Origin of the sequence: Serratia nevei (genome assembly GCF_024160145.1) — a bacterium.
In the GTDB taxonomy this organism is placed as follows: domain Bacteria; phylum Pseudomonadota; class Gammaproteobacteria; order Enterobacterales; family Enterobacteriaceae; genus Serratia; species Serratia nevei_A.
On record NZ_JAMYWQ010000020.1, the window covers coordinates 1 to 21,724 of the forward strand.

A 21,724-nucleotide genomic window follows, 5' to 3' on the forward strand; every position below is an offset into this window, starting at 1 on the left:
GGTGTGGTGAAATTGATAATGCCAAGAGCCTGGGAAAGTTCCATTTTAAGGGTCCATGACGATGCCATGGACCCTTTGTACAGCAACCACAGGATCGGTCAATTGATCCTTAAACGATCGGCATTAGTCATCGTGACCGGCTTTTTTTATGCCATCACCCGATGAATCTGCAAATACTGCAGCAGCATGATGGTCTTGCCGTCTTTAATGCGGCCGTCGGCGATCATCGCCACCGCTTCGCTGAACGGCAGTTCGATCACTTCGATATCTTCATCTTCAATACCGCCGCCGGCCGCATGGCGCTCATCGTCATGGTATTCGGCAATAAAGAAGTGCACGATCTCGGTCACGCCGCCCGGCGACATGTAGGCCTCGAAGATTTTCTTGATCTCGCCCACCTGAAAACCGGTCTCCTCCACCGCTTCGCGGCGCGCGCACTGCTCCGGCGAATCAGCGTCCAGCAGGCCGGCGCAGGCCTCCAGCAGCATACCGCTCTCATTGCCGTTGACGTAGGTTGGCATGCGGAACTGATTGGTCAGCACCACCGTGCCCTTGGCACGGTTGTACAGCAAAATGGTGGCACCGTTGCCGCGATCGTAGACCTCACGCATCTGCTGCACCGAACCGCCGTTTTGGCGTTTCAGATCGAACGTGTACTTATTCAGCACATACCAGTTGTCCGACAGCAGCTCTTTCTTCACATTCTCAATTTTCGACGACATGACCCTTTTCCCATGAGTTGTAACCTGAAAATCATACCGCGATTGCGCCGCGCCGCGCAGACGATTTGCAACAAAAATCACACCGCACCCCGCCGGACAAGCCGGAACTTAACATTGCTTAAAATAATGGAAAATAAGTCGCGCTCAGGCGCATGACATTGCATAAAACCCAGTGCGATTCGCCCCCCAAAGACAAATCGCCGGAGGAAACCAGCCCGTCGCTGAACATCGGCGGGCATTTTGCTATTCGTTTGATTACACAACGACAATTGTTCCCGTTTTGTTGACAACTTGATACAAATCGCGGTGCATTTTAGTTGCAAAAGTTATAGTTTTGCTTTCGAATGAAAATGGCGAGGCGCATCGCCTAAGAGAAAAGGATCCGTGATTGCTTGTTAAACGTTCCGTAACCGGCAGCCTGGCCCGAGCGCTGTTCGGCATCGTGATACTGTCGGTGCTCGCTACCGGGTTGGCATTGACCACCGTTGCCGGCAGTCAGAGCGACGCCGAAGCGATCAACATCGCCGGCTCACTGCGCATGCAAAGCTACCGATTAGCCTTCGATCTCGACCAGCAGAGCGCAGAGCTGGAGTTGCACCTGCAGCAGTATCGGCAATCGTTGCAGGCACCGGCGCTGCAAAAGCTGGCGCGCTTTTACGTACCGGCCGAGGTACGCGACCACTATCTGACGCTGCAACAAACGTGGCAAACGATGGAGCGGCAGATCCGTGACGGCCAAGCGGCCGCCTACCGGGCGGAGGTTGCCGGTTACGTCAACCGCGTCGATCATTTCGTTTCCGCCCTGCAGCGCTACTCCGAGCTGAAATTGACCCTGGTGGCCGCTGTCAGCGTGCTGGGCTACGCCGCCATCATCGGCCTGGTGCTGTTCTGCATCCGCTTTATGCGCCGCCAGGTGGTGACGCCGCTGCAGCATTTGGTCGACGCCAGCCAGCGCGTGCAACAGCGCGACTTTCGCCCCGCGCCGCTGGATGTAACATTGCCTAACGAGCTCGGCGTGCTGTCGCAAACTTTCAGCGCCATGTCGGACGAACTGGCCCGGCTCTATCAATCGCTGGAGCGGAAAGTGCGGGAAAAGACCCAGCGCCTGCAGCAGGCCAACGACACGCTGGAAGTGCTGTATCGCTGCTCGCAGGCGCTGAGCGTGCGCCAGATCGATCAGCAGGCGTTCGAAAACGTGCTGCGTATCGTACGCCAAAGCGAACGGCTGCGCTGCATCCGGCTGAACGTGGCGGACGACCATGGCCAGTGGCAACTCGCTGAAGGAGAGCCTGCGCCGATGCAAGGCTGGAGCGCGCTGCCGATCGGCCAGGGCGATAAACCACTGGGCGAGTTGCGCTGGCAGCCCGAGGCGCACCCACCGCATCCGCATCTGATGCAAAGCCTGGCCAACATGCTGGGCCGCGGCGTCTACTTCAACCGGGCGCAAAAGCAGCACCAATACCTGCTGTTGATGGAAGAGCGTGCGACCATTGCCCGCGAACTGCACGATTCGCTGGCGCAGGCGCTGTCGTTCATGCGCATTCAGCTTACGCTGCTCAGGCGCACCGGCGACGATCCGGCGGCGCAGACGATTATCGATGATTTCGACCGCACGCTGGCCGACGCCTATCGCCAGCTGAGAGAGTTGCTGGCCACCTTCCGCCTCAATATTCAGGAGGCGGATCTGGGCGCCGCGCTGGAGCAGCTGTTGCAGCCATTAAAGGCGCTAACCGCCGCGCGGATTCAGTTACACTGTCGGCTTGCCTCGCAGGCGCTCAACGCCCAACAGCAGGTGCATGCGCTGCAGATCGTGCGCGAGGCGGTACTCAATGCCGTCAAGCACGCCGGGGCGAGCGAGATCGCGGTCTGTTGCGAGGTTAACGCCGCAGGCGACAACGTATTCAACATTACCGACGACGGTTGCGGCATCGCCTCTCTGGAGGAACCGGAAGGGCATTACGGCTTAACCATCATGAGCGAACGCGCGGCGCGATTGGGAGGAACGCTGCACATCCGGCGCAGAAGCGGCGGCGGTACGGCGGTCTGCCTGACATTCCCGCCCTGATCTCGCGGCTGTTCACCCTGCGTTACGGTTAGCGCCGGGCGAAAGGCCGCCCTGGTAGGCTTACAAGGCAGATTACCGCTATTTTTGAAGAGACAGTCCCACTGTGAAGCACGCCCTCGCTGGGCGCGTTTGAGTGGCTTTACTTGCTACAGGGAGCATATTTCATGGTGATGAAGCAATACCGAGTCATGATCGTTGACGATCATCCGTTGATGCGGCGCGGCATCAAACAACTGCTGGGACTGGATGCGCGATTTGACGTGGTGGCGGAAGCCGGCAACGGCGGCGAGGCGGTTGCGCTGGCGCTGCAGCACACCCCGGACGTGATTTTATTGGACCTGAACATGAAGGGCATGTCCGGGCTGGATACGCTGCTTGCCCTGCGCGACGAAGGCGTGGATGCACGCATCATCGTGCTGACCGTCTCCGACGCGCGCAGCGATCTGTATGCGCTGATCGACGCCGGCGCCGACGGCTATCTGCTCAAGGACAGCGAACCTGAGCAGCTGCTGGAACACATCAGCGCCGCCGCCGAAGGGCAGAACGTGATCAGCGACGCGATGGCCGACTACCTGTTGGCGCGCAGCGAACAGCGCGATCCCTTCGCCGCCTTGACCGAACGCGAACTGGACGTCTTGCAAGAGGTGGCGCGCGGCCTGTCCAACAAACAGGTGGCGGCGCAGCTGCATATCTCGGAAGAAACCGTGAAGGTGCACATCCGCAACATACTGCGCAAGCTGGACGTGCGTTCCCGCGTGGCGGCGACGGTAATGTACCTGGAGCACAAAAGCCAATAATCGCCAAGCCCCGGCCGGTGCGCCGGGGCAGATTACTCGATGGCGCTGAGCAGCACCTGATGATGCTGGTGCACCCAGCTCTTGTTGAACGGCCCCCAGCTTTCCAACTGATAGAAACCGTCGTTGTTGCGCACGCCCTGTTGTACGAACTGCAGTTCGACGCCCATGCCGGGCAACGCTTTCAGCACATCCTGCAACGTGCGGCGCGGCCAGCCGGTCAACGCCATCAACCGCGGCACATTGGGCCGTTCGCTGTGGCTGATCAGCCAACACAAATAAAGCCGACGGGCAAATACCGGGTTAATTCCCATGCCAAGCTCCTGCTGTAAGAGTCCAGTTTACTTTCCGGTTCCCCGCGGCGAAGAGACACGCAAGGCCTTTGATAGTAATAAACATGTTTTAATAACGCGCGCTTGCCGATACGGGCGGCCAGCGCCCTGCTGCGCTACCGTTATTTACACTATCTCCTTTTTTTCTCCACGCTTTCATCGACTATCCCGAGTAAAGTGCAGTAGCGCCGGGATCCTTCCCTGCCGCTGAAATGCATAATTCTGATGCGTTTTAAAGATAGAACAAGTCATAACGAGGTTCGCGCTGCATGGCCAATTTTTTTATTGATCGCCCGATTTTCGCCTGGGTGCTGGCAATCATTCTTTGCCTGACCGGGACGTTGGCGATTTTTTCGCTACCGGTAGAACAATACCCGAATTTGGCGCCGCCGAACGTGCGCATCAGCGCAACTTACCCGGGCGCTTCGGCGCAGACGCTGGAAAATACCGTCACCCAAATCATTGAGCAAAACATGACCGGCCTCGACAACATGATGTATATGTCGTCGCAGAGCACCAATACCGGCCAGGCGACGGTGACGCTGACGTTCGAAGCCGGCACCGATCCCAACGAAGCGATGCAGCAGGTGCAAAACCAGCTGCAGGCGGCGATCAAACGCCTGCCGCAGGCGGTGCAGAATCAGGGGGTCACGGTGTCGAAATCCGGCGACACCACGCTGATGATGGTGGCGTTCGTCTCCACCGACAACAGCATGGACAAGCAGGACATCGCCGACTACATCGTCTCCAACCTGCAGGATCCGCTCAGCCGCATCAACGGCGTCGGCAGCATGGACGTGTACGGTTCGCAATACGCCATGCGCATCTGGCTCGATCCCAACAAGCTCAACAGCTATCAGCTCACGACCCAGGACGTGGTCAAGGCCATTCAGTCGCAGAACGCCCAGGTGGCAGTCGGCCAGTTGGGCGGCACGCCGTCGGTCGATAAGCAGGCGTTGAACGCCACCATCAACGCCCAATCGCAGCTCCAGACGCCGGAACAGTTCCGCCAGATCACCCTGCGGGTCAATCAGGACGGCTCACTGGTGACGCTGGGCAACGTCGCCACCGTCGAACTGGGCGGCGAGAACTACAACTACCTCAGCCGCTACAACGGCATGCAGGCCGCGGGCATGAACATCAAGCTGGCCTCCGGCGCCAACGAACTGCAGACCGACCAGTTGGTAAAGGACAAGATCGCCGAGCTTTCGCAATATTTCCCGCACGGGCTGGAGGCCAAAGTAGCCTATGAAACCACCCCGTTCGTCAAAGCCTCGATCAAGGACGTGGTGAAAACGCTGCTGGAAGCCATCCTGCTGGTGTTCCTGGTGATGTACCTGTTCCTGCAAAACTTCCGCGCCACGCTGATCCCCACCATCGCTGTGCCGGTGGTGCTGATGGGCACCTTCGCCATTCTTTCCGCCTGCGGCTTCAGCATCAACACCCTCACCATGTTCGCCATGGTGCTGGCGATCGGCCTGCTGGTGGACGACGCCATCGTGGTGGTGGAAAACGTCGAACGCGTGATGAGCGAGGAAGGCTTGCCCCCCAGGGAAGCCACGCGCAAATCCATGGGGCAGATCCAGAGCGCGCTGGTCGGCATCGCTCTGGTGCTGTCGGCGGTGTTCGTGCCGATGGCGTTCTTCGGCGGCACCACCGGTGCCATCTATCGCCAATTCTCCATCACCATCGTCTCCGCCATGGTGCTGTCGGTGCTGGTGGCGATGATCCTGACCCCGGCCCTGTGCGCCACGCTGCTCAAACCGATCGCCAAGGGGCACCATCACGGCAAGCGCGGCTTCTTCGGCTGGTTCAACCGCATGTTCAACCGCAATGCCGAACGCTATCAGCGCGGCGTGGGGCGCATCCTGCACGCCAGCGGCCGCTATATGGCGATTTACCTGCTGTTGCTCGGCGGCATGGCGCTGCTGTTTATCAAGCTGCCGACCTCGTTCCTGCCGCAGGAAGACCGCGGCATCTTCACCGTGCAGGTGCAACTGCCGGCGGGCTCGACCCTGCAACAAACCTCTAAGGTGGTGGAGAAGGTCGAGCAATATTTCATGACTGAGGAAAAACAGGACGTGGTCTCGGTGTTCGCCATCATCGGCTCCGGCCCGGGCGGCAACGGCCAAAACGTGGCGCGCCTGTTCGTGCGATTGAAAGACTGGGATCTGCGCACCACGGGCGCCAACAGCTCGTTCGACATCATCGATCGCGCCACCCTGGCGTTCAACAAGATTAACGAAGCGCAGGTGATCGCCAGCAGCCCACCGGCAATCACCGGCCTCGGCAACTCGTCCGGCTTCGATATGGAACTGGAAGACCACGCCGGGCTCGGCCACGCCAAGCTGATGGCGGCGCGCGACCAGCTGCTGCAGCTGGCCGGGCAAAACCCGCTGCTGTCGCGCGTGCGCCACAACGGCCTGGACGACAGCCCGCAGCTGCAAATCGATATCGATCAGCGCAAGGCCCAGGCGCTGGGCGTGTCGATCGACGACATCAACAATACCCTCTCCACCGCCTGGGGCTCGACCTACGTCAACGACTTCGTCGACCGCGGCCGGGTGAAAAAAGTCTACGTGCAGGCTGCGGCGCCGTTCCGCATGTTGCCGGATGACATCAACAAATGGTACGTGCGCAACAGCGCGGGCGGCATGGTGCCATTCTCGGCCTTCGCCAGCTCGCACTGGGAGTACGGCTCGCCGCGGCTGGAACGCTATAACGGCAGCGCGGCGCTGGAGATCGTCGGCGAGGCGGCCAACGGCGTCAGCACCGGCACCGCCATGGCGGAAATGGAGAAACTGGTCAGCCAACTGCCGACCGGCTTTGGCCTGGAATGGACGGCGATGTCCTATCAGGAACGGCTGTCCGGCTCGCAGGCGCCGGCGCTGTACGCCATCTCGTTGCTGGTGGTGTTCCTGTGCCTGGCGGCGCTGTACGAAAGCTGGTCGATTCCGTTCTCGGTGATGCTGGTGGTGCCGCTGGGGGTGATCGGCGCGGTCGCCGCTACCTGGCTGCGCGGCCTGGAGAACGACGTCTATTTCCAGGTCGGCCTGTTGACCATCATTGGGCTGTCGGCGAAAAACGCCATTCTGATCGTCGAGTTCGCCAATGAGCTGAACCATAAAGGGCAGGATCTGATGTCCGCCACGCTCGATGCGTCACGCATGCGTCTGCGGCCGATCCTGATGACCTCGCTGGCGTTCATCTTCGGCGTGCTGCCGATGGCCACCAGCAGCGGTGCCGGTTCCGGCAGCCAACATGCGGTCGGCACCGGGGTCATGGGCGGCATGATCTCCGCCACCCTGCTGGCCATTTTCTTCGTGCCGCTGTTCTTCGTGCTGGTACGCCGCCGTTTCCCGGGTAAAGCGCATCCGGCAGGCAAGACGAAGGCCGCCGGGGAGTGATTGGCGGGCTATAAAAAAAGCAGCGTCGGGTGAACCGATGCTGCTTTTTTCGAACGATACTCTCGTTCCCAAGGTGTTTCAGTGACGTTCCAATGACTCAGCCTTGCCATCTGCTTCAACGCTGTGTCAGTTGCCCAACATCTCATCAATGAAGTCTTTCCAGTTTCCTAATTCACGATCAACCATAATACTTTACAACCTCAATTATTTGACGAAGCGGATTCTACGCCTGTTTTTTGACCATGTGAAGGGAAACGGGAACGATGCCAGGCCCGGAAACCGGGGTTAGCGCACATTTTCGTATTTATCCGATCAATATTCAGTGCAGCTATTCCCTTGTGATATCAATTTCTCCACGATAGCGTGTAAAAGGTATAAAAATACGCCAAGAGTGCCTAATGCGCGCCTTCTTGACTCGCCACAATGGAAACTGCAACCGCTATCAGCGCACCATTCGGCACGGTGCCGCCGATCTCAGTCTTATCGGTTAGAGGAAAACGATGGACATCATCACCGACTGGAACCGCCGCGCCATCGACTGGCAGCGGCTGTGCGAATTGCTGGAGGCGGCCGGACTGGGCAAGCGCGATCCGCACACCCTGCGGCGCGTTTACCAACACAGCCAGTTTTGCTATTGGGGATTTATCGGCGACGAGCTGATCGCCACCGCGCACGCCATCAGCGATCTGACCTCGGTCGCCTACCTGGCCGACGTGGCGATCGATCCGCGCTTTCAGGGACAGGGATTGGGGCGCCGGTTGATGGATCGGGTGATGCAAGACCTGGCGCCGCTCGGCAAGATTTTCATCTATTCCGTCCCGGAAAAGCAGGCCTTTTATAAAAAGTACGGCTTTCACGATTTGACCACCGGCATGGTGTATGCGGACGGCGCCTCCCTGCAGCGCCTGCAACAGGGAGGCTATGTGCGTTAAACGCGCTTCACAGGGTTTTGCTCATAAAGATGCGGCTAGTCCCCGGCGGCAAGCAAGGCACTTCACCCATGCGTTGCCAGCCATGCCGTTGATAAAAGTCCGGCGCCTGAAAGCTGATGGTGTACAACACGGCGGAAAGGCAACCGCGCCGGCGGCCTTCCTGTTCGAAACGGCGCAACAGTTCGCTGCCGAGACCCGCGCCGCGCAGCGCTTCCGGCAGATAAAAGAGATCGAGGAACAGCAGCCCCAGCGACGAGCGCCCGGTAATGCCCCCAACCACTTCCCCGCTGTCGGGATCTTTTACCACCACCGCCAGCGGCTGACGATCGCCGTAGCCGATATGTTCATCATTAAAACGGTCCAACCCATCGGCAATACAGGACGTTATTTCCGGTGTTACCCTATCGTAAATTTCGATATGGCATGCTTTCACGCTGGCACTCCACCTTAATCAACCACATTTATGTTATCGCCACAGTTTAAAACATCGTATTTTCTTTTTTTAGATTATTTTACGCTAATCTCAGCGCGAATCCACGCCCAGTTTATTAGTCTGACAAAAATAAATCTGCCAACCTTAAGAAAAACCAAGAAATATCTTAATCGTTAACCCATCAGGCTGCTATTCGCCAATAAATTATCAAAAAAACGATCAAAATTATTTTTTTGATAGCCCGCTCTTATGAAAATTCCTTTTAATAACCGACTTATTAATAGAGGATTTCTATTCTATTAATCTTTTCCCGCTTAAAATTTCGGCTTAAAAAAATTTTAACCCTTATAAATCATAGAATTATTAGATTAATTTAAAATTTCGCCCCACGACAACGCGCATTGGCCCGCGCCAAAGAACACGTTCAACGCGAAATCATTTTGATTGTTTCTTTTTTTATGCTTTAAGATATCCACCTTCACCGGGAAATAGAAGTTAAAGGACTACTATAAAATGGAAATTGATATTTTCAGCGAGTGCGCTTATACCGCCGCCGGCATTCGACACCTCATTAACCAGATCTGGGCGAAAAACCACGCACCGGCCGGTTTTAGCCGCAAAAGGATCTGCTTTATCGATGTCACCATCGTTAATTTTGAAGCGCGTTACCGCGATGAATATGCTAACCCCAATACCTACAAAATAATCATCATCACCGACTGCCTGCATGAAATGGTGATTATCGACAGTAAGACCATTATATTATCAAACCTTATCTCATTAAGCCGCTTCAGCCACTTGATCGGCGACTTATATCAGCGTTACAGCCACTATGCCGAGCCGCCGCAACTCTCCCGGCGCGAGTCACTTTTCCTCTCGGAGTGGTCAACGGGAAAATCCCTGTCCGATATCAGCAGCGCCATGAACATCAGGAGCAAGACCGCCACTCATTACAAGTCGCGGATAATGAAAAAACTTGGCGCCAGCCGAATAAAACCGCTATTGCACATTACCCGCGTACGGTGTTTAGCCGATCGTTTAAACATAAGAATAAATAAAGAGTAGTCCTCTCACTCTCAGATCCGCATGTGCGGGTTGGGCACTTGCGCCGACGCCTTTTCTCTCGCGCCGTCGGCGAAGGCAGCCGGTCAACCATGTGGTCAACCTCTCCCCCTGACGCCCAATCGCCCCTCGCACGCATCGTTGTCTGGATCTCGCCGCCGCTTTACTGGCATTATCTCTGCTATCGCCGGGCGGCGAGAGGGCCAAACATTGCGCCCGCCGCTCAGTATCGACTCGACGAGACAGGTAGCTTTACGCCATGGCAAACAAACCGCAACAGACAACGCTGACGATGTACGGCATCAAAAACTGCGACACCATCAAAAAAGCCCGCCGCTGGCTGGAAGATCAGGGCGTGGCCTACCATTTTCACGACTACCGCGCCGACGGTCTGAACGAGCAGCAGTTGCGCGGTTTCGTCGCGCAACTGGGTTGGGAGCCGCTGCTCAATACCCGCGGCACCACCTGGCGCAAGCTGGACGAAGCGCAACGCAACGCCTGCGATAACGCCGACGCCGCCATCGCGCTGATGCTGGCGCAGCCGGCGATCATCAAACGCCCGCTGCTGGACGACGGCAACGGCCACGCCCTGCTCGGTTTCAACGCCGACGCTTACCAGCGATTTATCGCCGAGGTCGCCGTATGACTTGCCCGGTTATCGAACTGGCCCAGCAGCTGATTAAACGCCCTTCCCTCAGCCCAAATGACGAAGGCTGCCAGCAGCTGATGATCGATCGCCTGCAGGCGATCGGTTTCACCGTCGAGGCGATGGACTTCGAAGACACCCAAAACTTCTGGGCCTGGCGCGGCGAAGGGCAAACCCTGGCGTTTGCCGGGCATACCGACGTGGTGCCGACCGGCGATGAAAAGCGTTGGGATAACCCGCCGTTTGAACCGGCGATCCGCGACGGCATGCTGTATGGCCGAGGGGCGGCGGACATGAAAGGCTCGCTGGCCGCGATGGTGGTGGCGGCGGAACGCTTTGTCGCCGCCAACCCGAATCACCGGGGCCGCCTGGCTTTTCTGATCACCTCCGATGAAGAGGCCAGCGCCACCCACGGCACGGTGAAGGTGGTCGAAACGCTGATGGCACGCAACGAGCGGCTGGATTACTGCCTGGTCGGCGAACCCTCCAGCACCGAACGCGTCGGTGACGTGGTGAAAAATGGCCGCCGCGGCTCGATCACCGCCAACCTGCACATCCACGGCGTACAGGGGCACGTCGCCTATCCGCATCTGGCCGACAACCCGGTGCATCGCGCCATGCCGGCGCTGAATGAACTGGTGGCGATCGAATGGGATCGCGGCAACGAGTTCTTCCCGCCGACCAGCATGCAGATCGCTAACGTGCAGGCCGGCACCGGCAGCAACAACGTGATCCCGGGCGATCTTTATGTGCAGTTCAACTTCCGTTTCAGCACCGAGCTGACCGATGCGCTGATCAAACAGCGCGTGGAAGAGCTGCTGGAACGCCACCAGCTGAATTACAGCATCGAGTGGCGCCTGTCCGGCCAGCCGTTCCTCACTTCGCGCGGCGCGCTGGTGGATGCGGTGGTTAACGCCGTCGAACACTATTCTGAAGTGACGCCGCAGTTGCTGACCACCGGCGGCACCTCCGACGGCCGCTTCATCGCGCAGATGGGCGCGCAGGTGGTGGAACTGGGGCCGGTCAACGCCACCATCCACAAGGTCAACGAATGTGTCAGCGCTGCGGATCTGCAGCTGCTGAGCCGCATGTATCAACGCATCATGGAGCAATTGGTCGCATGATCACCGCAGAAATGCTCACCGGCCGCTCAACCGCACACCTGGCGCCGCTGAGTGGCAATCATCGGCTGCAACCGCAGGCGGTCAACGCTTTCCTGGCGATGCAGCAGGCAGCGCAAGAGGCGGGATTCGATCTCCAGCCCGCCAGCACCTTCCGCGATTTTGACCGGCAACTGGCGATCTGGAATGGCAAATTCTGCGGTCAGCGGCCAGTATTAGATAAGGACAGTCAGCCGATCGACGTTGCAGCGCTGTCTGCCGCCGAGCGCTGCGAAGCGATTCTGCGCTGGTCGGCCCTGCCGGGCGCCAGCCGCCACCACTGGGGCAGCGATCTGGACGTATACGATCCCTCGCTGCTGCCGGAAGGGCAAAAGCTGCAGCTGGAGCCGTGGGAATATGAGGAAGGTGGTTACTTTGCGCCGCTCAATCGGTGGCTAACGGCGCATATGGCCGAGTTCGGCTTCTATCGCCCCTTTACCGAGGACTGTGGCGGCGTGGCGGTAGAACCGTGGCATCTGAGCTATCGCCCGCTGGCGCAAGAGGCCGAACATTTGCTGACCCCGGCGCTGTTGCTGGCGGCCTGGCAAGACAGGGAGATCGCCGGTGCCGAATGGCTCGAACGCCATCTGCCATCGATTTTTTCGCGGTTTATACGCAGTGAAGGAAAGGAGTAGCTATGCAATGGTTAGCTGATTACTGGTGGATTATTCTGCTGGTGCTGGTGGGGATGGTTGTCAGCGGCATCAAGGAACTGCGCCGCGTCGACGTGAAAAGCTACCTGGCCAACAAGCCGGAGATCCCGCCGCACCGCGATAACAACGCCCAGTGGGATGACGAAGACGACTGGCCGAAAAAGAAATGATATCAGGGCGCTCATCGGCGCCCTGAATTTTTAGCGAAAGGCGATCAGCTCGCCGCGCTTGCCGGACAACGCCTCGTCCCAGTAGCGCTGCGGCACATAATAATGCAGCCTTTCCAGCGCGGCGTTCATCATGCCCTGGTTGATCGCATGCCCGACGTTTTCCTCCACGTCCAGCGTGAAATCGGCGCCGCCGGCCCGTAACGCTTCCGCCGCCGCGTGAGCGTGCTGCACCGCGATCACCGCGTCCTCTTCACCGTGGATCAAATGCACCACGCTGTCGCCGAAAGCCTGCTCAGGCAGCTCGGCGAAACGTCCGCTGAACGCGACCACGCGCCCGGCCAGCCGGGTTTCCGCTTTTAGCGCCTCAAGCGCCATGATCGCCCCCTGCGAGAACCCCACCAGCGCCGTGCCGGCATAGCCCACGCCGCTCAGTTGCTGCCAATGGCGCACCACCGCCACAAACTGCGGCATTACGTCTGCAATGCGGGCCGCGCGGTTCTCTTCGGTCACGTCCTGCACCGAAAACCACTGGCGCCCGGCGCCGTTGCCAAAAGCTTCGGGGCCACCGATGCTCACCACCTGCGCCTGAGGAAAGTCTTTGGCAAAGTAGCTGCCGATCTCCCCCATCGCCACCGGGTTGTCGCCGACACCGTGAAACAGCAAGATCAGCTGCGCCGCCGGGGTCGCCGGGCTTTGGACAACGAAATGCTCATGTTTCATCGATGACTCCTTGATAGTAATCAAACCTGGTGCGGCGACAGTCGCCGCCACACCGCTGACCGTGACTATACGCCGTTGAGAAATCGGGAAAATCGGGTTTTATTGAGCGAGTTATTCAATTTATTGCAACGACTGCGACCAGTCGCGCCAGTAGCGGCAGTGTGGCGCATTCAGCTGTTCCAGCGCCTGCGCGGTTTCGTGCCGCCAGTGGCGCAACAAGGCTTTTTGGCCGCTGACGCCCGCCTGCTGCGCGCAGGCCGCCGGGGATTGCCGCCGTTGCAGATGGCCGCGCAGCGCGGGCAGCGGCAGATTGCTGGCTAACAGCAACCGCTGCAATGCCCCCAGGCTGGCCTCCAGCGGCCGATGGGCGAAAGCGAACCCGGCCAGCTCGCGCCAGTCCTCTTCACCCAGCGGCGTGTCACCGTCGTCGCCCGGCATCGCCAGCGCGAGATCGATACGCTGCCGCAGCCAGGGCCAGTCGCGCGCCAGATGCTTGTGCGCCGCGTGCCGCAGCGCCTCTCCTTGCTCGCTCAGGGGCAAGATAGCCATCGCGGTATAGCAGCCGCTGCTGGCCTCCGGCTTGCTGCCGATACGCACCAGCTCGAAGCCGCAGGATTGCCAAAAGCGCCACAGCGGCTCGGTATAGCCGAAACTGACCGACAGAAAATCCAGCCCCTGCGCCTGGTGGCGTTGCCGCTCGACCAGTTGGCGCGCGATGCCCTGCCGCCGCAACGCCGGCAGCGTCGCGATGCGGGTAATGCGCCGCGAGCGCAACGTCGGCGCCCACCACTGGCCACCATGCGCCGCCAGCGACTGCGCCACCAGATTACCGCGCGGCCGGCGGCGACCGGCCCATACCTCGTGCGCCAACTCAGCGCTCAAGCCGCCTTCGTCCACCAACCACACCGCACCGACCACCTCCTGCCCGGCCTGCGCCAGCCCGAAATGCATGCCGGGCGCATCCATCAGCCTGCGCAAATCCAGCGGCGAGGTGCGGTAATGCGCGCTGCTCAGCAGGGCATAAAAACGCGCCAGCCGCTGCGGTTCAGCGCACAGCTCGCGCTGTTCCGCCTGGCCGTAATCGATCGCCTGGCCGTCCGCCGGCCAGGCGGGCAGCTCGTTGAACAGCAACGCATTGTCCGTTACCCGTTCCAACGCATCGCCCTGCGCCCAACGCACCGGCTGTTGCAGGCTCAACGCCTGATAGGACGGCAGCCCGGCGCAAAACTTCAGCAGAAAACCGCGGCCGGTGCCTTCGTATCCCTGCACCGTGGTGGTCAGCAGCACGCGCGGGAAATAGCCGATCAGCTGCTGCAACAGCGGCGCGGGGATCGCCGCCGCTTCATCCACCAGCAGCCAGCCCACGGCGCTGACGTCGCCCTCCCGGCACTGCGCCAGCAAGGCGTCGGGTGCCCAAAACGGCGCGCGCCCCTGCGCCCACTCCCCGGCCACCGCCGTGGCGGCGCGGCTCGGCCCGGTGATCCAGCAGGTCAGCGACGACTGCGCCACCAGCATGCCGGCCAGCGTCGATTTGCCGCGGCCGCGGGCGGCGGTCAGCACCCACACGCCGGATTCGGCCTGCAGCAGTGCCGTCAGGATCGCCTGTTGTTCTTCGGTCGGCCGGCCATCCGGCGGTTGCCAGCCCTGGCGCGCCGGCAGCGCGGCCAGTCTCAGGGGCGCATCCTGCCGCCAGATCGTCACTTCGCTATCGGCGGCCAGATGATGCTGCAAATGATGGATGAAATGCGGGGTGGTGATCGGCTGCGGGCAATCGCTCCAGCGCAGGCTGTCGCCGTCCGGCTGCTGAGGCCATTGCCGCCAGGGCGGCGTCAGCAGCAGCAGCCAACTGCCGGCGCGCAGTGCGCCGCACAGCGCCGCCAACGCCTCCACGTCCAGCGACTGACCGGCGTCGAACACCGCGTGCAGCCGCTCCTGCCCCAGCAATTGGCGCACCGCGCCGCTCGCCAACGCCGCCTGGCCGGGCGGCGGGTTTTCTCCCACCCACGGCCAGTCGCCCGGCAGCGTTGCCACCAGCCGCTGCGCCTGTTCGCGGCACCAGTCGGGCTCGCCGCTGAGCACCAGCAGGCGCCGGATGCCCTGCCGCCGCATGAGTTGTTGCGCTGCCTGTAACATAAGGCTGTATCTCAATCCGAAAAAATGCCGGAGTCAGACTCCGGCACTTGAGGCGTTAACGGGATGCGAAAGTGTTGCAGGTATTGGGATCGCCACTGTCGAAGCCCTGTTTAAACCAGGTGTAACGCTGCTGCGAGGTGCCGTGCGTGAAGCTGTCCGGCACGACGCGGCCCTGGCTCTGCTGCTGCAACCGATCGTCGCCAATCGCCTGCGCGGCGTTCAGCGCCGCCTGCAGGTCACCTTCTTCCAGCATCTGCTGTTTCTCGGCGTATTTACCCCACACGCCGGCAAAGCAGTCCGCCTGCAGCTCCATTTTCACCGACAGGCGATTCACTTCCGCCTGGCTGGCACCCTGCTGCATCTGGCGCACTTTCTGCTCGATGCCCAGCAGATTCTGCACGTGGTGGCCGACTTCGTGCGCCACCACATAGGCCTGAGCGAAATCGCCGCCGGCGCCCAGCTTGGTTTTCATGTCCTGATAGAAAGACAGATCGATATACACCGTTCTGTCTCCCGGGCAGTAGAACGGCCCCATCGCCGCCTGACCGGTGCCACAGCTGGTGCGCGTCACGCCGCGATACATCACCAGCTTCGGCGGTTGATAGGTTTTGCCCATGCGCTGGAAAATCTCTTTCCAGTTATCCTCGGTCGAGGCCAGCACCACCGAGGTGAACTTGGCCAGCTCATCGTCTTTCGGACTGATGCTGGCGCTCTGCTGTTGGCCCTGCGGTGCGACGTTGCCGCCGTTCAGCAGCGGCGACAGATCGATGCCGTAATAGCCGGCCACCAGCACCACCACCAGGATGACGATGCCGCCCTTGCCGCCCACCGGCACGCGGAAACCGCCGCCGCCGCCCAAACCTGAAGACTGCCCGCGACGATCCTCAACATTGTCACTTTCCCGACGCCCTTGCCAACGCATAAATATACTCCAGATATTTCCCCTGCTCGTTGAAGTTGCGCCGCGATCGTAAGCGCAAAGGCAGCTTCAAGCCTGAGTGGGATAGGTTTTAGTCATCTCGCACCCATCATTATAAATGGTCTGCCGCAGAGGAAATGTAGAAATTTTCTGGAAAAACGCAGAATAGCGGGACGATCCGGCCGGATCGCCCCGAATGGCGGTGCCAATGCTTAGTCGAGCTTCACGCCGATGCGGCGCGCCACTTCTTCATAGGCTTCGATCAGGCCGCCCAGGCTTTGACGGAAACGGTCTTTGTCCATCTTGTCCAGGGTATTCTTGTCCCACAGGCGGCTGCCGTCCGGCGAGAACTCATCGCCCAGCACCACTTCGCCGTTGAACAGGCCGAATTCCAGCTTGAAGTCGACCAGGATCAGGCCGGCATCGTCGAACAGCTGGGTCAGCACGTCGTTGGCACGGTAGCTCAGCTCGCGCATGCGCGCCAGATGTTCCTTGCTCACCCAGCCGAAGGTTTCGCAGTAGGATTCGTTGACCATCGGATCGTGCATGGCGTCGTTTTTGAGGAACAAATCGAACAGCGGCGGGTTCAGCACCAGACCTTCTTCGATGCCCAGACGCTTCACCAGCGAACCGGCGGCGCGGTTGCGGATCACGCACTCCACCGGCACCATGTCCAGTTTCTTCACCAGCACTTCGTTGTCGGACAGCAGACGCTCCATCTGGGTCGGGATGCCGGCTTCTTCCAGCTTGCTCATGATGAAATGGTTGAACTTGTTGTTCACCATGCCTTTGCGATCGAACTGCTCAATGCGCTGACCATCCAGTGCTGACGTATCGTTGCGGAATTCCAACACCAACAGATCGGGATTCTCGGTGGTGTAAACGGTTTTTGCCTTCCCGCGATACAGCTCAGCTAGCTTTTGCATCTTACTTACTCCAGTGATGTATCCCCGTTGTCTCCCGAGCGCAGCCCGAAATTAGGGGGTATAGAATTGACCTAATGAATTCTTTGGCGTGCCGGGCTCTATTGTGCCAAACCTGCGACGCAAACGATACCGTATCGACAAAACAAAAAGGGGCCGAGGCCCCTTTTTGATTATTTAACGCTGGTTTTACTGAAGGCAGACTGGAATGCCGCCACCAGTGCGTCGTTTTTCGACTGGGTCAGCGGTTTGCCTTTCGGATCGATAAATTGCAGGCTGGTACGGTTGTTGAGATCGCCGACCTGCAGTTTGTAATCGCCTTCCGCCAGTTCAGGATCCTTGACGCCCAACGCATCCCAATCGCTGCTGCTCAGGGACTTGTAGGTCACGGCGACGGTGCCCTGCGGACGGCTGCGGTCACCCACTTTCATCCCCAGTTTTTCGAGCGCCGCCGGCAGACGATCCCACACCACGGTGTACGGGCCGCGTACCACCAGCATCGGCAGGCCGGTATCATCGGCACCGCTCTGCACATCCAGCGCGCCAAAGCGGCTGGCCGTCTGGCTGCTTGCCAGGTTGTCCTGCTTGTCCAGGCCTTCGATCAGGGTGTTGATCATCATGCCATTGTAGCGCTGGATCTCAGACTGGTCGGTCACCTGCTCGGTCTTGCCTTGCTGCTGCAGGCCAACGCTTTTCACCACCAGCGCCTGCTGGTAGCCCTGTTGCTGCACGCTGATCTGATAACGGCCTTCGTACTGGTTGTCTTCGTCCAGACGGTTCCACTTCACCCAGTCGGTGGTCAGGGTCTGACCGGCGTCCTGGCGGGAAGCAATCGCGATGTTCTTCGCCTGCAGCAGGCTGACCACGCGCGACCACAGGTTCTGGTTCTGCGGGCTGTTTTCCAGCAGCAGCGTGCCGCTGTCGCCGGCGTATTGCGCGCGTGAGCCGCTCAGCAACGCCAACGGCTGCACCGGCGGACGAATGTCCAGTTGCTTGCCGACGTTGCCTTGCAGCGTCGTGGCGGGCACGTCATAGTTGCCGCTCTGCACCGGCAGGATCATGCCGGACGGCGCGTTCAGCGCCTTGAGCGGAGCCGCGTCGAGGTAGGCCTCGTCGCCGCTGACCTGGCGCTTGTAGCGCTGATCGCTGCTGCAGGCCGCCAGCATCATCACCAAGGAGATGCCCACTACTTTTGCTACCGTCGACTTTTGCAATGAATAAGCCATCAAATTTCCCTTAGAGTTACAGCAAACCGACGCTTTTCAGCGCGCGCTCCACCACCGGGCGGGCGGTTTCGCTCAGCGGCGTCATCGGCAGACGCAGCGTATCGGTCGCCATCAATCCCAACGCCTTACAGGCCCACTTCACCGGAATTGGGTTTGCTTCTACAAATAGATCCTGATGCAACGGCATCAAGCGCTGATTTAAGCGGCGCGCTTCGGCAAATTTGCCCTGCGCCGCCAGCGCGCAAAGTTCCGCCATCTCGCGCGCAGCCACGTTGGCCGTCACGGAAATCACTCCTTTGCCGCCCAGTTGCATGAAGTCCAGCCCGCTGGCGTCGTCGCCGCTCAGCAAAATGAAGTCTTCATCGTCAACCAGCACTTGGATCTGACTAACGCGACTTAAGTTCCCCGTCGCTTCTTTTACAGCAACAATATTCTTGATTTTCGCCAGCCGCGCGATGGTCGGCGGCAGCATGTCGCAGCCGGTGCGCGAAGGCACGTTGTACAGGATCTGCGGCAGTTCGGTACTCTCGGCGATCGCCTTGAAGTGCTGGTACAGCCCTTCCTGCGTCGGCTTATTGTAGTACGGCGTCACCGTCAGGCAGCCCACCACGCCGGTATTGGCGAAGCGGGTAGTGAGCGCGATGGCTTCGGCGGTGGCGTTGGCGCCGGTGCCGGCGATCACCGGGATGCGGCCGTCGGCCAGCTCCAGCGTCTGCAGCACCACGTCAACGTGCTCGTCATGGGCAAGCGTTGCGGACTCGCCGGTGGTCCCTACGGAAACGATCGCCGCGGTGCCACTGGCCACATGATAATCGATCAATTTTTTTAGGCTCGCGCGATCGACAGCACCTTTGTCGTCCATCGGCGTCACCAGTGCAACAATACTTCCCGTAAACATTGGCCGTCCCCTCCACAAACAAGTCACTCATGGTACTTTTGCTGCCTATCCAAAAGCAAGCGCACAACCGCGTTGTAAGCGCTTGGCAGGCGGTTTTTTTTATGTTTACCATGGTAACCCCATTGAGCACGACAGGAAGCGCCATTTTGCCTCAGTCAGACGAACACTATCTCGTGATTACCGCGCTCGGCGCCGACCGCCCCGGAATCGTCAATACCATCACCCGCCACGTCAGCAGTTGCGGATGCAATATCGAAGATAGCCGTCTGGCCATGCTGGGGGAGGAGTTCACGTTCATCATGCTGCTGTCCGGCAGCTGGAACGCCATCACCCTGATCGAATCCACCCTGCCGCAAAAAGGCGCGGAGCTGGAGCTGCTGATCGTGATGAAGCGCACAAACTCGCATGAAAGGCCGCCGATGCCGGCCACCGTGTGGGTGCAGGTGGACGTGAAGGACTCACCGCACATCATCGAACGTTTTACCGATCTGTTCGACACCAGCCAGATGAATATCGCCGAACTGGTCTCGCGCACGCAGCCGGCGGACGGCGACCTGCCACCGCAGCTGTATATCCAAATCACCGCCCACAGCTCCGGCGATCGTGGCGCCTCAAATATTGAGCAAGCCTTCCATCGCCTATGTACAGAATTGAACGCGCAAGGCAGTATTAGCGTGGTGAACTATCCACAGCATGACGAGAAAGATGGAGAGTAGTGATGAGCCCATTGAAAGCCGGTGACACAGCGCCGAAATTTAGTTTGCCTGACCAGGACGGTGAGGAAATTAATTTGGCCGACTTCCAGGGACAGCGAGTATTGGTTTATTTTTATCCGAAGGCGATGACGCCGGGCTGCACCGTGCAGGCCTGCGGCCTGCGGGACAACATGGACGAATTGAAAAAGGTCGGCGTCGAAGTGCTGGGCATCAGCACCGACAAACCGGAAAAGCTGTCGCGCTTCGCCGAAAAGGAGCTGCTCAACTTCACGCTGTTGTCTGATGAAGATCATCAGGTGTCGCAACAGTTTGGCGTGTGGGGCGAGAAAACCTTCATGGGCAAGACCTATGACGGCATTCACCGCATCAGCTTCCTGATCGACGCCAAAGGCAAGATTGAAAAAGTGTTTGATGATTTCAAAACCACCAATCACCACGATATCGTTCTGAGCTACCTGCAGCAGTAATTCTCACGAAGCGCAGCGGCCCGCTGCGCTTCGTTTCTTCCCGATCAGCCAGCCTGGTCTTCCACCTCTACCCGCAGTTCATCCGGCCAGGCGTGGATCACCGCTTTCACCAACGTCGCCAGCGGTATGGCGAAAAACACGCCCCAAAAGCCCCACATGCCGCCGAACACGATCACCGACAGGATAATCACCAGCGGGTGCAGATTGACCGCCTCGGAAAACAAAATGGGCACCAGCAGGTTGCCGTCCAGCCCCTGCACCACCAGATAGGCGACGATCAGCGTCCAGAAATCGGCGCCGACGCCCCACTGGAACAGCGCCACCACCACCACCGGTATGGTGACCAACACCGCGCCGATGTAGGGGATCAACACCGAGAAGCCCACCAGCACCGCCAGCAGCAGCGAGTAGCGCATGTCCAGCACGGCGAACACCAGGTAGGTCGCCACGCCGACAATCACCATCTCCAGCACCTTGCCGCGGATGTAGTTGGTGATCTGCTGATTCATCTCGTTCCAGACCTGCCCCGCCAGGCCGCGATTGCGCGGCAGCACGCGGCGCACCGCGTTCAGCAGCTGCTCTTTGTCCTTCAACAGGAAGAACATCATCATCGGCACCAGGATCAGGTAGATAGCCAGCGTCAGCAGCCCAACCAGCGACGCCAGCGAGAATTTCACCACCGACTCGCCCATGCCGGACAGCCGGCTGCGCAGGTTTTCCGCCATCATGTCGATAATGCCGGCGTCCACCAGCGCCGGATAACGCTTCGGCAACGTCGCGGCAAAGTTATAGAACTGGTTGAGCATGCCCGGCAGATCGCTCATCAGATTGATGCCCTGCTGCCAGGCGGTCGGCGCGACGACGAACACCAGCAGCATGGCAATGCCCGCGAACACCAGCAGCATGAGGCTCGCCGCCCAGGTGCGCGAACAGCCGATGCGCTGCAAGCGCGCGGTCGGCCACTCCAGCAGATACGCCAGCACGATGGCGACCAGCAGCGGGGTCAAAATGCCGTGCAAGAAATAGAGAATGAGGAAGCCGGCGACCAGGATCACCAGCAGCGCGACAGCCTGCGGATCGGTGAAACGGCGGCGGTACCACTGTAATAACATCTCCAGCATCAGAGCGGGCTCCTCGAGATTTGACGGGCGGGCATGGCGATTCCTGTGATGGGCCAGACTAAAGCATAGATAGAACGGGCGCACGCGGGGTGCACAGCACTCAGAGTACCCAAAGTTCGCCATACATCAACAGCGATTTGGCTGATTTTATCGCGCCGGGGGGCGATCGGCGCAAAAATCCGCAGGCGCCGTTGCCGGCTCGGCGATCGGCCCCGTTCAGGGCCG

Annotated in this window: 22 protein-coding genes; 11 read left to right on the plus strand and 11 right to left on the minus strand. The window is 59.7% G+C overall.

What is annotated here, in order from left to right:
- Positions 1-146 precede the first annotated feature (146 nt).
- On the minus strand, positions 147-722 hold the full coding sequence (gene nudK, locus M6G53_RS14750; protein ID WP_253332534.1) for a GDP-mannose pyrophosphatase NudK: 576 nt from the start codon (positions 720-722) through the stop codon (positions 147-149).
- 388 nt (positions 723-1,110) lie between these two features.
- On the opposite strand from nudK, the gene narQ reads away from it, so the two are divergent.
- Both narQ and M6G53_RS14760 read left to right on the plus strand, forming a co-directional pair.
- On the plus strand, positions 1,111-2,787 hold the full coding sequence (gene narQ / locus M6G53_RS14755) for a nitrate/nitrite two-component system sensor histidine kinase NarQ (protein WP_253332536.1): 1,677 nt from the start codon (positions 1,111-1,113) through the stop codon (positions 2,785-2,787).
- Positions 2,788-2,951: 164 nt separating this feature from the next.
- Positions 2,952-3,584: a response regulator gene (locus M6G53_RS14760; protein ID WP_253332538.1), complete on the plus strand. Its 633-nt coding sequence runs from the start codon at positions 2,952-2,954 to the stop codon at positions 3,582-3,584.
- A 32-nt stretch (positions 3,585-3,616) separates the two neighbouring features.
- On the opposite strand, the gene M6G53_RS14765 is transcribed toward M6G53_RS14760, so the two are convergent.
- Positions 3,617-3,895, minus strand: a complete 279-nt coding sequence (locus tag M6G53_RS14765; RefSeq protein ID WP_253332540.1) for a winged helix-turn-helix domain-containing protein — start codon at positions 3,893-3,895, stop codon at positions 3,617-3,619.
- A 287-nt stretch (positions 3,896-4,182) separates the two neighbouring features.
- On the opposite strand from M6G53_RS14765, the gene acrD reads away from it, so the two are divergent.
- Positions 4,183-7,320 (plus strand): multidrug efflux RND transporter permease AcrD, encoded by a 3,138-nt coding sequence (gene acrD / locus M6G53_RS14770; RefSeq protein ID WP_253332542.1) that lies wholly within the window; start codon positions 4,183-4,185, stop codon positions 7,318-7,320.
- 126 nt (positions 7,321-7,446) lie between these two features.
- On the opposite strand, the gene ypfM is transcribed toward acrD, so the two are convergent.
- Positions 7,447-7,506, minus strand: a complete 60-nt coding sequence (ypfM, locus tag M6G53_RS25510; protein WP_100396732.1) for a protein YpfM — start codon at positions 7,504-7,506, stop codon at positions 7,447-7,449.
- Positions 7,507-7,820: 314 nt separating this feature from the next.
- Between ypfM and M6G53_RS14775 the strand changes: the two genes are divergently transcribed.
- The gene (locus M6G53_RS14775; protein ID WP_253332544.1) at positions 7,821-8,252 is read left to right on the plus strand and encodes a GNAT family N-acetyltransferase; all 432 of its coding nucleotides are present in this window, start codon (positions 7,821-7,823) and stop codon (positions 8,250-8,252) included.
- Between the two features lie 7 nt (positions 8,253-8,259).
- On the opposite strand, the gene M6G53_RS14780 is transcribed toward M6G53_RS14775, so the two are convergent.
- Positions 8,260-8,685, minus strand: coding sequence for a GNAT family N-acetyltransferase (locus tag M6G53_RS14780; protein ID WP_253332546.1), 426 nt, complete (start codon positions 8,683-8,685; stop codon positions 8,260-8,262).
- Between the two features lie 513 nt (positions 8,686-9,198).
- Between M6G53_RS14780 and M6G53_RS14785 the strand changes: the two genes are divergently transcribed.
- The 5 genes from M6G53_RS14785 (at position 9,199) to M6G53_RS14805 (ending at position 12,376) form a co-directional block, all read left to right on the plus strand.
- Complete coding sequence (locus tag M6G53_RS14785) at positions 9,199-9,750, plus strand: helix-turn-helix transcriptional regulator (RefSeq protein WP_253332548.1); 552 nt, start codon at positions 9,199-9,201, stop codon at positions 9,748-9,750.
- Between the two features lie 256 nt (positions 9,751-10,006).
- Positions 10,007-10,393: an ArsC family reductase gene (locus M6G53_RS14790; protein WP_253332550.1), complete on the plus strand. Its 387-nt coding sequence runs from the start codon at positions 10,007-10,009 to the stop codon at positions 10,391-10,393.
- The gene (gene dapE / locus M6G53_RS14795; RefSeq protein WP_253332552.1) at positions 10,390-11,517 is read left to right on the plus strand and encodes a succinyl-diaminopimelate desuccinylase; all 1,128 of its coding nucleotides are present in this window, start codon (positions 10,390-10,392) and stop codon (positions 11,515-11,517) included. Before M6G53_RS14790 ends, dapE begins: the two co-directional genes overlap by 4 nt.
- Positions 11,514-12,188 carry a M15 family metallopeptidase gene (locus M6G53_RS14800; RefSeq protein WP_253332554.1) on the plus strand — a complete coding sequence of 225 codons (675 nt, stop codon included), beginning with the start codon at positions 11,514-11,516 and terminating at the stop codon, positions 12,186-12,188. Before dapE ends, M6G53_RS14800 begins: the two co-directional genes overlap by 4 nt.
- Before the next feature lie 2 nt (positions 12,189-12,190).
- Complete coding sequence (locus M6G53_RS14805) at positions 12,191-12,376, plus strand: YpfN family protein (protein ID WP_004941720.1); 186 nt, start codon at positions 12,191-12,193, stop codon at positions 12,374-12,376.
- A gap of 30 nt (positions 12,377-12,406) precedes the next feature.
- Here M6G53_RS14805 and ypfH read toward each other — a convergent pair whose 3' ends face one another.
- The 6 genes from ypfH to dapA form a co-directional block, all read right to left on the minus strand.
- Entirely contained in the window at positions 12,407-13,096 is a 690-nt protein-coding gene (gene ypfH / locus M6G53_RS14810) for an esterase (RefSeq protein ID WP_253332556.1), read from the minus strand.
- 120 nt (positions 13,097-13,216) lie between these two features.
- The gene (locus M6G53_RS14815) at positions 13,217-15,229 is read right to left on the minus strand and encodes a tRNA(Met) cytidine acetyltransferase TmcA (protein WP_253332559.1); all 2,013 of its coding nucleotides are present in this window, start codon (positions 15,227-15,229) and stop codon (positions 13,217-13,219) included.
- Positions 15,230-15,284: 55 nt separating this feature from the next.
- Entirely contained in the window at positions 15,285-16,151 is an 867-nt protein-coding gene (gene ypfJ / locus M6G53_RS14820) for a KPN_02809 family neutral zinc metallopeptidase (protein ID WP_253332560.1), read from the minus strand.
- A gap of 209 nt (positions 16,152-16,360) precedes the next feature.
- Positions 16,361-17,074 (minus strand): phosphoribosylaminoimidazolesuccinocarboxamide synthase, encoded by a 714-nt coding sequence (gene purC, locus M6G53_RS14825; protein WP_004941708.1) that lies wholly within the window; start codon positions 17,072-17,074, stop codon positions 16,361-16,363.
- Between the two features lie 170 nt (positions 17,075-17,244).
- Complete coding sequence (gene bamC, locus M6G53_RS14830; protein WP_019453890.1) at positions 17,245-18,297, minus strand: outer membrane protein assembly factor BamC; 1,053 nt, start codon at positions 18,295-18,297, stop codon at positions 17,245-17,247.
- A gap of 16 nt (positions 18,298-18,313) precedes the next feature.
- Positions 18,314-19,195: a 4-hydroxy-tetrahydrodipicolinate synthase gene (gene dapA / locus M6G53_RS14835; RefSeq protein ID WP_033644005.1), complete on the minus strand. Its 882-nt coding sequence runs from the start codon at positions 19,193-19,195 to the stop codon at positions 18,314-18,316.
- A 110-nt stretch (positions 19,196-19,305) separates the two neighbouring features.
- On the opposite strand from dapA, the gene M6G53_RS14840 reads away from it, so the two are divergent.
- The gene (locus tag M6G53_RS14840) at positions 19,306-19,911 is read left to right on the plus strand and encodes a glycine cleavage system transcriptional repressor (protein WP_436286525.1); all 606 of its coding nucleotides are present in this window, start codon (positions 19,306-19,308) and stop codon (positions 19,909-19,911) included.
- A gap of 2 nt (positions 19,912-19,913) precedes the next feature.
- Positions 19,914-20,378, plus strand: a complete 465-nt coding sequence (gene bcp, locus M6G53_RS14845; RefSeq protein WP_064291279.1) for a thioredoxin-dependent thiol peroxidase — start codon at positions 19,914-19,916, stop codon at positions 20,376-20,378.
- 44 nt (positions 20,379-20,422) lie between these two features.
- Here bcp and M6G53_RS14850 read toward each other — a convergent pair whose 3' ends face one another.
- Positions 20,423-21,499: an AI-2E family transporter gene (locus M6G53_RS14850; RefSeq protein ID WP_253332564.1), complete on the minus strand. Its 1,077-nt coding sequence runs from the start codon at positions 21,497-21,499 to the stop codon at positions 20,423-20,425.
- Between the last annotated feature and the right edge of the window lie 225 nt (positions 21,500-21,724).